The following is a 12,254-nucleotide window of genomic DNA, read 5'->3' as shown; positions in this document are numbered from 1 at the left end:
AAGAAAAAGAGATTCATGAAATTCAATTTACAATCTGATTATAAACCTACCGGAGATCAACCACAGGCTATAAAGCAACTTGTTGCCGGAATTAACAAGAACGAACAATATCAAACCTTACTAGGAGTTACAGGGTCTGGAAAGACCTTTTCTGTAGCAAATGTAATTCAAGATGTACAGAAACCTACGTTGGTATTGGCACATAATAAGACGTTGGCAGCACAGCTCTACGCAGAATTTAAACAATTCTTTCCTGATAATGCTGTAGAGTATTTTGTGAGTTATTATGATTACTATCAACCGGAAGCTTTTATTCCCAGTTCCGGAACTTATATAGAAAAAGATCTATCTATTAATGAAGAGATAGAAAAACTAAGGTTAAGCACCACCTCCTCACTATTAAGCGGAAGAAGAGATGTGATTGTAGTAGCTTCTGTTTCCTGTTTATATGGTATTGGGAACCCTGTAGAATTTAAAAAGAATGTGATCTCTATTGAAAAAAATCAACACATCTCTAGAACGAAGTTACTACACAGCTTGGTTCAAAGTTTATATTCGAGAACTGAAGCAGATTTTAACCATGGGAATTTTAGGATTAAGGGAGATACCGTAGATATATTTCCAAGTTATGCCGACAATGCCTTTAGAGTACACTTCTTTGGAGATGACATTGAAGAGATTGAAGCATTTGACCCTCAAACTAATGAGATCGTAGAAAAATATGAGCGTTTAAACATATATCCTGCAAATATGTTTGTAACATCACCCGATGTATTGCAAGGCGCTATTCGTGAAATTCAGGATGACCTTGTAAAACAAATGGCATATTTTCAAGAAATTGGAAAGCATTTGGAAGCCAAGAGGTTAGAAGAAAGAACAAATTTTGATCTAGAAATGATTCGGGAGCTCGGATATTGCTCTGGAATAGAGAACTACTCACGTTACTTAGATGGAAGGTTACCTGGAACCAGACCATTCTGTTTGTTAGATTATTTTCCGAATGATTATTTAATGGTTGTAGATGAAAGTCACGTTACCATACCACAGGTTCATGCCATGTATGGTGGCGATAGGTCTAGGAAAGAAAACTTAGTAGATTATGGGTTTAGACTTCCTGCTGCTATGGACAACAGACCATTAAAATTTGAGGAATTCGAAGCTCTGCAAAATCAGGTGATCTATGTAAGTGCAACTCCTGCAGATTATGAGCTTCAGAAAACAGAAGGTATCTACGTAGAACAATTAATTAGACCTACAGGACTTCTTGATCCAATTATAGAAATTCGTCCTAGTCTCAATCAAATAGATGATCTTATTGAAGAAATTCATGTGAGAGCAGAAAAAGATCAGCGGGTTCTAGTTACTACGCTTACAAAAAGAATGGCAGAGGAACTTGATAAATACCTCGCAAGAATCAATATTAGATGTAGATACATACACTCTGATGTAGACACCTTAGAACGTGTAGAAATTATGAATGATCTTAGAAGAGGTATCTTTGATGTCTTAATTGGGGTAAACCTTTTAAGAGAAGGTCTGGATCTACCTGAAGTTTCTCTGGTTGCTATCTTAGATGCAGATAAGGAAGGTTTTTTAAGAAGTAATAGATCGCTTACACAAACTATAGGTAGAGCTGCAAGACACTTAGAAGGTAGAGCTATCATGTATGCAGATAAGATCACAGAAAGTATGCAATTAACGATCGATCAGACAGAATACAGAAGAGAGAAACAGATTGCCTATAATACTAAGAATAAGATTCAGCCTCAGGCTTTAGTTAAAGCCTTTAATAGCACATTGGTTAAGAAGAAAGAAGAAGCCTATAAAATTGAATCTGCTCCTACTTTAAAAGCCGCAGAAAAAGAGACTGCATATTTCAGTAAACCTCAATTAGAGCAACGAGTGAGAAATAAAAGAAAAGAAATGGAAGCTGCAGCTAAAGATCTTGATTTTATGACGGCTGCTCGATTAAGAGATGAGATAAAGATGTTACAAGAAAAATCTAAAGCTTTATAATATTTACTTATTTGTCATTTAAAAATTGATTTACGTTAATATCTAATTCAACTAACTGAATTTCAATGATATAATTTTATATATTTAATATTCCCTTTTACATTTAAGCTAATTTCAATGACTGTCTAAAACAGGCTATCATGAAAAATCTATTTATCTTTATATCCATCCTGAGTATGAATTTTTTTTATGCTCAGGTAGGAATTAGCACCTCTAATCCACAAGCTCAATTAGATATAGTTGCAGGTTCTCCCGAAAATCCTTCTACCATAGATGGAATTTTAATTCCCAGAATTGAAAAATTTCCACTAACTAATCCAAGTGCTGCTCAACATGGAATGATGGTTTTCTTAAAGACTGCCACGACACTTGCAACATCAGGGTTTTATTTTTGGAATAATACGTCATCAAAATGGGAGCCTATAAGCGGGATTTCCGGGAGCAACTTTTATAAACCTGGTTCTACTGTAAGTCCAAATAACATCAACGATGCTATTTTTAGGAAAGGCAACATGGGCATAGGAACCGAAGATATTACCGCTAAACTTCAGGTTGCTTTAAATTCTACATTAGATACCTCTATTAAAAAAGCATTAGAAGTAGACAATAACAATCCAGCAACAGATAATCTTACTACCTACGGAATTATTAGTGATAATAGAAGTGCTACTAATGGCAATAAATATGGAATCAAAAATAATGTAGGCGGAATAGGTAATGGAATTCACTACGGCATTTTTAATGAATCATATCAAAATAGCGGTACCAATGATATTTACGGTATTTTTAATCGTGTAGGAAGGACATTTGGTGCCAATAGCAATAATTATGGGTTATATAGTGAGGTTGGAAGTATACAAGGGCAAGGAAATATCTACGGAATTTATTCTGTAGCGTATGGAAATAGCAGCGCAAAAGTCTTTGCCGGTTATTTTGCAGGGAGGGTAGGAATTGGAAATTCAGTTTTAGATGAATATATATTACCGGCTACCAGAGGGAGTTCAGATCAAATTCTAAAATTAGATACCTCCGGAAATTTAAATTGGAATTATCCAAATACTCAAAATTATTCTACCACGGGTGGAGCAACAGGAGATTTTATAATTACAGATGAGATTTATACCTTACGTATTAATAATACCATCTCTACTATAACCTTACCTCAGGCAAATTTGAATAAAGGCAGAATTCTAATATTGATTGGTTGGGATGGTACCGCTACTAAGAATTTTAATTTCTTGAATAATGACGATCTGTACGACGTTGTTAAAAATCAAAAAATAACATCTATCGCTGGAAACCAGATATTCAGAATTCAAAGTGCTGGGAATAGATGGTTGTTCTTAGGAAATTAAAAAAAGCGCCGATAAATCAACGCTTTCTCAATTTTACTATTTATTTATGCTTCTTAAGCAATCTCAATCAACCTTTTTGGTTGCACCTTAGCTTCTTCTTTCTTCGGTAAATTGATCTCTAGTACTCCATTAGTATAACCCGCAGAAATCTTTCCACTATCCACAGATTCAGGTAAACGAAAAGCTCTTTTAAAAGTTTTATAGCTAAATTCTTTTCGAGTATATTTTTTAGCCATTTTTTCTTCTTTATGCTCTTCCTTACTCATAGAAGAGATCGTTAAAATATCATTATCTAATTCTATTTTAAAATCTTCTCTATCTTTTCCGGGAGCAGCAACCTCAACTAAAAAGGTCTCATCATTCTCTAAAATATTTACAGCAGGAATACTCGTTCCAATGCTATTTACATTAGTTGTTCCACCTAACCAATCTGCTTTGAACATATCATCTATTGCAGAAGGCAACCAATTTGCGTCTTTTGTTTTTATAATGCTCATGATCTTTAAATTTAAAATTATTATAATTCATAGATTATTAACAAAATAAAAACCAAAACAATTTTAGCGCCATTAAGACAGTTAAGAGAGTACTAAAGCTGTCATTTTGACACTTACACTAATCTTTTGTTATAATAAAGCAATGAATAAGTTCAAATAAACATAATTGATTAATTTTAAAACTCAAACAATTTTCATGAAGCAATTATACTATCGTTCACTTTCCTTTTTTAATGTAATGGAAAGCAAAATAGCATTCTACCCTACTGCTCTAGCCATATTTGGTGTATTATTCGCTTTTATAATGATTTATTTAGAGAACTTAGGTATCTCTAAATATTTAATGGACAAAGCGCCATTTTTGGTAGTTAATAATGGTGATACAGCACTTACAATTCTGAGTTCACTTATCTCTGGATTAATATCCGTAATTGTATTTAGCTTCTCAATGGTAATGCTTTTGTTAAGCCAAGCCTCAAGTAACTACTCTCCAAGATTACTGCCTGGACTTATTTCCAATAAAAACCATCAAATTATTTTAGGAGCTTACCTCTCCACCATCTTGTATAATATCTTTATACTTTTTACAATACAACCCGATGGAGATAAATATCAAATTCCTGGGTTTTCTGTTTTAATTGGTATTTTTGGTACAGTGGTTTGTATCTATGCCTTTATCTTCTTCATACATAATATTTCCCAAGCCATACAAATAAGTAACATTTTAGAAAAGATATATAATCAATCTAAAAATAGATTAGAGACCTTGCTGGATAACGAGGAGAAATATGATGATGATTTTCCGGAATCTGACGACTGGTATGAATATCATTCTAACAAAAGTGGATATTTTCAAAATATTTCCGATACTAACCTTATAGATATTTGTATTGATACTGAAACCAAAATTCATATTCTTCCGGTTAAAGGTATTTTTATATTAAATGACAGACCTATCATAAGATCTGAAAAAGAACTTGATGATGACACGTTGAAACAAATATTGGCCAATTTCAATTTTGCTAGAGAAGAATTGGTGGAGGACAACTATATATTAGGATTTAAACAGCTTACGGAGATCATCGTTAAGGCAATGTCTCCAGGAATTAATGACCCAGGTACAGCTCTTAATGCTATAGATTACCTAACCGAACTTTTTGCATTGCGTATGCATAAAAAAGACGTTAATGTAATTAGAAGAGATAAACACCCTTATCTAAGGATTAACACTATAGATTTTGAAGATCTTATATATCAGGTAATGGCATCAATACGAACCTATTGCAAGCACGATATTACTTTAACGCACAAATTATTGATAATGTTTCGCCACCTAATAGATCAAAAACCCTTCAATGAAAAATATAGAGAAGTGGTTTTTAACGAAGCAAAAAGCTTTTTAGATGATGCACAGGAAGGCATTACAAACAAAGATGATATTGAGAAAGTGATGAATCTTGCTAATCATTATAAACTTATATAAATTTAACAAGTCCTATAATCATAACGCAAAGCATGAATTCAAATATTCTCAGGATATTGCTTATACTCTCACTTGGTTTAGTGAGTTTTCCCGGTAAAGCACAACATACAGCTACACAGAATGTATCAACTTTTTTATTAGAAGCACCTCAGTTAGATACTATAAAGAAAATATGGGTTTATCTGCCTTTATCTTACAAAGCGAATAATGAAAGTTATCCTGTACTTTATCTACAAGATGCGCAAAATCTATTTGATAAATCAACTTCATATTCAGGAGAATGGAGAGTTGATGAGATTTTGGACAGTTTAAAATTAGATCTTATTGTGATTGGAATAGAACATGGTAATGAAAAAAGAATAGATGAATTAACCCCTTTTCCTCATCACAAATATCATGGAGGTAATGCCAATTCTTATTTGAACTTTCTAACTCAAACTTTAAAGCCTAAAATTGACTCTACCTATAGAACCAAAATTGATTCTAAAAACACATTTGTAGGTGGAAGCTCCCTTGGCGGGCTATTTTCATATTATGCACTCCTAAAACAACCAGACATCTTTAGCAAGGCATTGGTTTTCTCTCCAAGTTTTTGGTTTTCTGATGAGATAAAACCTTTTACAGACAATACAGAATTATCTAAGTTAAAGCAAATAGCTATCTATTTTAGGGCGGGGGAAGCAGAAGATGAAACGATGGTACCCTTAATGAAGGAGATAAAGGAGAGACTCATTAATAAGGGGTTAACACAAGATCAATTAAATACTCGATCCATACCTAATGGCCAACATAATGAAATGGCATGGTCTAAACTATTTCCTGATGCAGCACTTTGGCTTATTAAGCACTAGAATTACGGTGTCTAACATATTATGAATATCTAATAATAGTAGAGAATGACTCTTTTATGCAGAAGCTATTAACATTGTATAAAAGAATTTTTATTTATAAATCTTCAAGTTCAAACGAAATTCGTTTTTGAAATTAGTACAATATTTATCCCTACTTTCCTTAAAAACTATTTACTGCTTCAATTTGAATTATCGCCTTTAATATGTATTCTTTTAGAATAATGCGTTCCAACCTTAATACATCCTAGCTACTATAATTCTTATAGTTGCAGAGGTTTTGATGGTGTTTTATCTTTGTTGTAACGACAGTACAATTTTTATGGAAAAGGCAGAATCTAAAAAGCTAATATTTAGAGGTAATGAATACCCTTGTTGCCCAAGTTTAACCATGGGAGTTATTGGCGGTAAGTGGAAGACGGTTATCTTATATCATTTAATGAATAAAACGCTTCGCTATAACGAGTTGAGAAAAGAAATGCCTACAGTTACTGAAAGAACCTTAAGCCTACAGCTAAAAGCTTTAGAAGAAGATGGTCTGATAAAAAGAAAAGAGTATACAACTAAACCACCTCTAAAAGTGGAATATTCATTAACCGAATTTGGTAAAACACTCATACCATTAATAAGATCTATAGCGGAGTGGGGTGATTACGTAGTTCAAAAATTTTCTGATCAGAGTTGTAAATAACATGTTTCAAATTTTCCTTAAAAACAAAAAACCCATCTTTAACTGAATAAAGATGGGTTTTTAAGTTAATACTAAAAGATTATTTTTCGTTTAATACAGAAACTTTAATAAATGAGTCTCCGTAAACGGTATGAGTTTGCTTCTTAAAATCTTCAGCTTTCGCTTTAAAAATATTAGGAACATACGTTTGTGGATTCAAATCTATAAGTGGGAACCACGTACTTTGAACCTGAATTTGTAATTTATGCCCTTTCTTAAAAGTGTGATTTACATCTTGCAGCTCAAAAGAAACATCAGTTTTCTTATTCGCTTCAAATGGTTCAGGCTTCTCGAAAGAATTACGGAATCTCCCTCTAATAACATCACTTCTTACCATCATATGATAATTACCCATCTTCAAATACTCCTGAGTTTCTTCATAATCTGGAGCATCGGCAGGATACACATCTATCACTTTTACAACCCAATCTGCAGCTGTACCGGTGGTAGCAACTTTTAAAGCTGCTTCAATTGGCCCTACTAAGGTTAGATCTTCCTGTAATACCTCAGTTTCAAAAACTAAAACATCTGGTCTTCTGGCTGCAAACCTTTGATCATCTGTCATATATTTTCTAGGCGTGAAAACCATTTTAATATCTTCAGAATAAGGAACCGGTTTTTTAGGGTCACTCACAAAAGTAACCTCAGCATCTGTAGCTTTATCTTCTAACTTTTGATCTGCTCCCAAGAAATATTTTTTAGTCTTAGCTTCTTTTGGAGGCCATGCTGCATATTCATCCCATTCTCTATTTCCAGTATCGTACATATAAGCTTCCGGTAAACCAGAATCTTTAGATCCACTTCCTTTTAAAAAATGATTAAAAAATTTAGTTTCAATATTCTTTTGATAATCTTCTGATATATTATCTCCAAAATAGACGTTCCCAATTGCCTGACGCGGAGATTTTCTGGCCCAATCTCCATGGCTCCATGGTCCATATACAAGGGTATTATAATTATCTCCGCTCTTCTCTATACTCTGATATTCGTGAAAAGGTCCATAAAGATCTTCTGCGTCAAATAAACCACCAACGGTCATTACCGCAGGCTTTACATTTTTTAGATGTTGCAGGATACCTCTAGACTTCCAAAACTCATCATAATTAGGGTGATCTTTAAGCTGTTGCCAAAATACATTATCTTCTTTATAATATTTATCTAAATTAGACAACGGGCCATTATCTAAAAAGAACTGGTATTGATCTTCACTATTTAGTTCTGGCATCTTATACCAGGCAGTATCAGAAGGGGTAGATTTTTCGTATCCAAATATAGACGTAGCTCTCCAGTAACTCAACAAATAGGCTCCGTTATGATGAAAATCGTCGAAAAAGAAATCACTTATTCCAGCTTGTGGAGATACAGCCTTTAGCGCTGGATGCGCATCTAATAAAGAATATACTGCATAAAATCCTGGATACGATATTCCCCAAGTTCCAACTTTTCCATTATTATTCTTAATATTCTTGATAAGCCAATCTATACTATCATAAGTGTCACTTGCCTCATCAAATTGTTTCCCTTTTTTATTAGGAATGTAAGCACGCATATTATCGTAAACTCCTTCACTCATCCATCTACCTCTTACATCTTGGTAAACAATAATATTACCTTCTTTCATAAGGTATTCATTAGGTCCTATTTTAGAACGTAATTGACCTTCTCCATAAGGGCGAGAACTGTAAGGTGTTCTCTGCATAATTATTGGATACTTCTTAGAAGTGTCTTTTGGTGAATAAATTGTGGTATGAAGTTTCGTGCCATCTCTCATGGCGATATCTACTTCCTGTTTCGTGTAATTTTCGGCTACTTGGTATTCTTCACTATCCTGAGAAAATCCAGAAAGTGTGAATAAGAAAGCAAGTAATAACAAGCCGGGGAATTTAATTAATTTCATATTTAAGAATTTTTAGTTCCTAAAGATAGAAATAACCCCGTTAACCCTAAAGGGATTTTATTCTTTTACCGTTTGTCTAAAGTTTGCTACACCAGATTTTAGCCAGTTAAGATATTTCTTGATATTGGGAGTATATCCTACAGGCTCTGATAGTAGATTCATTTCTGTATCTAATAATACATAGAAAGGCTGTGAATTATTTTTGAAATTGACTGTTTGAAAAGTCGCCCATTTATCTCCTATAGTTTTTATCTTTTTTATAGATCCATTTTCCCTTACGTAGTTGAATTGTTCTTGAGTAGGTAACTCTTTTCTATCATCCACATATAAAGAAATCAGTATATATTGATTTTTGATGGTTTCATATACTTCTGGATCACTCCACACCTGCTCCTCCATCTTTCTACAATTTACGCACGCCCATCCTGTAAAATCTATCATAATAGGTTTATTCTGTTCTTTCGCAGCTTCTAAACCTTTATCCCAATCTTTATAGGCTTCTAATCCTAAAGGTCCTTCAGTTTCTTTATCATATACGCTATAGAACAAAGGTGGCGGGAAACCACTTATATATTCGAGATTTGCGAACGGCGTATTTGTTAACCCAGGAAATAAGTATAAAACAAATAGGAACGTTAAGGCACCCAGACCAAACCTACCCTTACTCAACTTCTTTTTTGGACCGTCATGTGGAAATCTAATAATTCCGAAGAGGTATAACATGAGACCTATACCTACTATGATCCAAATGCCGATGAATATTTCTCTTTTTAGAATTCCCCAGTGTTGTACAAGATCTGCATTAGATAAGAATTTAAAAGCAAGTCCTAATTCTAAGAAACCTAGAACTACTTTAACAGTATTAAGCCATCCTCCACTTTTAGGTAAAGAATTTAACCAGTTTGGAAATAATGCAAACAAGGCAAATGGTAAAGCCAATGCAAGTCCGAATCCACCCATTCCAAAAGATAATTGTGTTGCTCCACCATCACTGCTTAAAGAACCTCCCAATAAAGAACCTAAAATAGGACCTGTACAAGAAAATGAAACTAAAGCCAAGGTAAGTGCCATAAAAAAGATCCCTACAATACCCCCTACGCTGGAAGCTTTATCGTCCATTTTACTACTCCATGAAGTTGGCAAGGTTATCTCGTAATACCCAAAAAATGATAATGAGAAAACTATAAATATTACAAAAAAGACAATATTCAAAGTAACATTAGTAGAGATATTATTTAAGATCTCTGGTGCTACACTATCTAGCAAGTGGAAAGGTAGACTTAATAACAGATAGATTGCAAAAATGAAAAAACCGTAGAGAATCGCATTACTTAAGCCCTGCTTACGGGTTTTAGCACCTTTAGTGAAAAAAGAGACTGTAAGCGGTATCATAGGAAAAACACAAGGCGTTAGTAAGGCAATAAGACCTCCTAAAAACCCTAATAAGAAAATAGAAAGGTATCCCTTCTTTTCTTTTTGCTGTTCTAGTTGATAATTTTCTCCACCTTGAACTCCTATCCTTAGATTGTTAGATTTATCTACATCTATAGAAGTAACATTTACATCTGTGTACCCTTTACTGGCTTTATTCTTTAAGACCGAAATTTGAAAAGGAACTGTCTCTGGCGGCAGGCATTGCGTATCATTACAAGCCATATACTCCACCTCAAATTTGATCACTGCGTCTTCATCCAAAACTTTTATTTCTTGAATGAATTCTGCATTATCCTCAAAATATTTGATCTCCATTTCAAATACCTCATCAAATATAGATGGGACATCTGGTTCGGTCATTTCACCTATTGCCAAATAATCCTTGGGAGCATCTTCAAAGATAAAACTAGTAGCTATTGGCCCTTCATCACCAATATTTTGAGAATATAGATGCCAACCTTTCTCAATTTTGGCATTAATAATCAATTTATAAATAGAATCGTTCTGTTTTTCAAGCTTTACATCCCAGGATACTGGATCTTCAACTTGATTCTCATCTGCACCAGAGGTAAAAACCTGGGCCTGACTTGAAAATATTGAGGTTACAAACAGGATCAGGATTAAGAAATATTTCATGGGGTATACGTTATTTTTATTATTTTTTGAGAAGCATCTGTCACCGAAAATCTATTATCGGCTCTGTGATTAACCACCCAAACAATTTCGTTATTTGAGCAAAGCAACCAAACATTTTCCTTCTCGGGCAAAGATAATTTTTTGTCTTTAAAGTAGTCACTAAGCTTTTTCTTTCCTTTCATTCCAAATGGAAAAAAATGATCTCCATGTTTCCATTTTCGTAAGATCAACGGAAATTTCAACAGTTCTTTGGGAATAAAAATATGATGTTCATCAACCTCTTTCACTTCAGAAACTTCATGAAAACTAAAAGTTCCTATAGGAAGCATAACTACATCTTCATAGGTTAAGATTTCGTATTCCTTATCCGTTTCTTTATTAGGAATCTCAGTAAGTAATAAATGATCTCTGTCTTTAATCAATCTATAAGATCTCGAAAAGACCATTTTTCCAGATTGAGCTTGCAGTAAGGCGTGTACATCACTCCACTCTGTGAAGCCAAAAGACTTTAGCAATTGATACAGTACCGCTTTATTGTTTGGAATTCTTTTGAGAACCTCTACATTAAGTTGATATCCAATAGAAGTCTTTTCAACAATCTCTTTATATAATAAAGCGATATAATCATCTACCAGATCTACGCTTTCTTTCAAAAATCTTTGAGACTGAGAAAAACTTTCTATAAACTGGGGATTTATCTCTTCCAGAATTGGAACCACCTGATGCCTGATATTATTACGCATATATTTTGAAGATGCATTACTGCTATCTTCCCTCCAATTCAAATGATTGCTTGTAGCGTAATTTTCGATCTCTTTTCTAGTAAAATTTAAAAGAGGTCTTATAATATAGCCATTGGTGTCTTTAATTCCTGTTAAACCTTCTATTCCTGTACCTCTAACCAGATTTATCAAGAAAGTTTCTACGTTATCATTTGCATGATGAGCACTCAAAATATAATCAAAATTACGAGTGCTACGCAATTCTTCAAACCACGAATAGCGAAGGTCTCTTGCGGCCATCTGAATAGAAAGTTTTGCATCTCTAGCGAAACCCTCTGTATCAAAAGATTGAGTAAAAGCCTCAACTCCTAACTCTTCAGCAAGCTCTTTTACAAAGATTTCATCTTCATTACTCTCATCACCCCTCAAATTAAAATTGCAATGTGCAATAGAAAAATCCAGTTTTGCTAACTTGCAGAGATGTGTCATAACAACACTGTCCACCCCTCCGCTCACGGCCAACAGCAGCTTCCCTTGACATAGAAAAGGAAACTGTAATTTTAAGAGTTGTTTAAATGCTTTTTCCATATTGTAGCAAAGTTACTAAATTGAAATACCATAATATTCGGTATTGCA

9 protein-coding genes are annotated in these 12,254 nt (G+C 33.8%); 5 read left to right on the top strand and 4 right to left on the bottom strand.

The annotated features are described in order from the left end of the window. Window positions 1–15 precede the first annotated feature (15 nt). Both uvrB and P163_RS11935 read left to right on the top strand, forming a co-directional pair. Window positions 16–2,016 carry an excinuclease ABC subunit UvrB gene (gene uvrB / locus P163_RS11940; protein WP_034891424.1) on the top strand — a complete coding sequence of 667 codons (2,001 nt, stop codon included), beginning with the start codon at window positions 16–18 and terminating at the stop codon, window positions 2,014–2,016. Between the two features lie 140 nt (window positions 2,017–2,156). Further along, a complete protein-coding gene (locus P163_RS11935) occupies window positions 2,157–3,371 on the top strand; it encodes a hypothetical protein (protein WP_034891420.1) in 1,215 nt (404 codons plus the stop codon). Between the two features lie 53 nt (window positions 3,372–3,424). Here the strand turns inward: P163_RS11935 and P163_RS11930 are convergent, their stop codons facing one another. After that, complete coding sequence (locus P163_RS11930) at window positions 3,425–3,868, bottom strand: Hsp20/alpha crystallin family protein (RefSeq protein WP_034891417.1); 444 nt, start codon at window positions 3,866–3,868, stop codon at window positions 3,425–3,427. Between the two features lie 196 nt (window positions 3,869–4,064). Between P163_RS11930 and P163_RS11925 the strand changes: the two genes are divergently transcribed. The 3 genes from P163_RS11925 (at window position 4,065) to P163_RS11915 (ending at window position 6,890) form a co-directional block, all read left to right on the top strand. Further along, a complete protein-coding gene (locus tag P163_RS11925; RefSeq protein ID WP_034891408.1) occupies window positions 4,065–5,351 on the top strand; it encodes a DUF2254 domain-containing protein in 1,287 nt (428 codons plus the stop codon). A 32-nt stretch (window positions 5,352–5,383) separates the two neighbouring features. Continuing rightward, on the top strand, window positions 5,384–6,202 hold the full coding sequence (locus tag P163_RS11920; protein ID WP_034891398.1) for an alpha/beta hydrolase: 819 nt from the start codon (window positions 5,384–5,386) through the stop codon (window positions 6,200–6,202). Window positions 6,203–6,521: 319 nt separating this feature from the next. Beyond that, window positions 6,522–6,890, top strand: a complete 369-nt coding sequence (locus P163_RS11915; RefSeq protein WP_051931237.1) for a winged helix-turn-helix transcriptional regulator — start codon at window positions 6,522–6,524, stop codon at window positions 6,888–6,890. Between the two features lie 79 nt (window positions 6,891–6,969). Here the strand turns inward: P163_RS11915 and P163_RS11910 are convergent, their stop codons facing one another. From P163_RS11910 to tilS, 3 genes are read right to left on the bottom strand one after another with little or no spacing between them, the layout of a single operon-like run. Further along, window positions 6,970–8,826 (bottom strand): CocE/NonD family hydrolase, encoded by a 1,857-nt coding sequence (locus P163_RS11910; protein WP_034891396.1) that lies wholly within the window; start codon window positions 8,824–8,826, stop codon window positions 6,970–6,972. A 57-nt stretch (window positions 8,827–8,883) separates the two neighbouring features. Continuing rightward, window positions 8,884–10,896: a protein-disulfide reductase DsbD family protein gene (locus P163_RS11905; protein ID WP_034891394.1), complete on the bottom strand. Its 2,013-nt coding sequence runs from the start codon at window positions 10,894–10,896 to the stop codon at window positions 8,884–8,886. Continuing rightward, window positions 10,893–12,206 (bottom strand): tRNA lysidine(34) synthetase TilS, encoded by a 1,314-nt coding sequence (gene tilS / locus P163_RS11900; protein ID WP_034891390.1) that lies wholly within the window; start codon window positions 12,204–12,206, stop codon window positions 10,893–10,895. The genes P163_RS11905 and tilS overlap by 4 nt, the downstream gene beginning before the upstream one ends. Window positions 12,207–12,254: the final 48 nt, after the last annotated feature.

It is taken from the genome of Gillisia sp. Hel_I_29, assembly GCF_000744275.1.
Lineage (GTDB): Bacteria > Bacteroidota > Bacteroidia > Flavobacteriales > Flavobacteriaceae > Gillisia.
The sequence above is the reverse complement of the archived record's forward strand: the minus strand, read 5'-3'. Positions and strand labels throughout refer to the sequence as shown.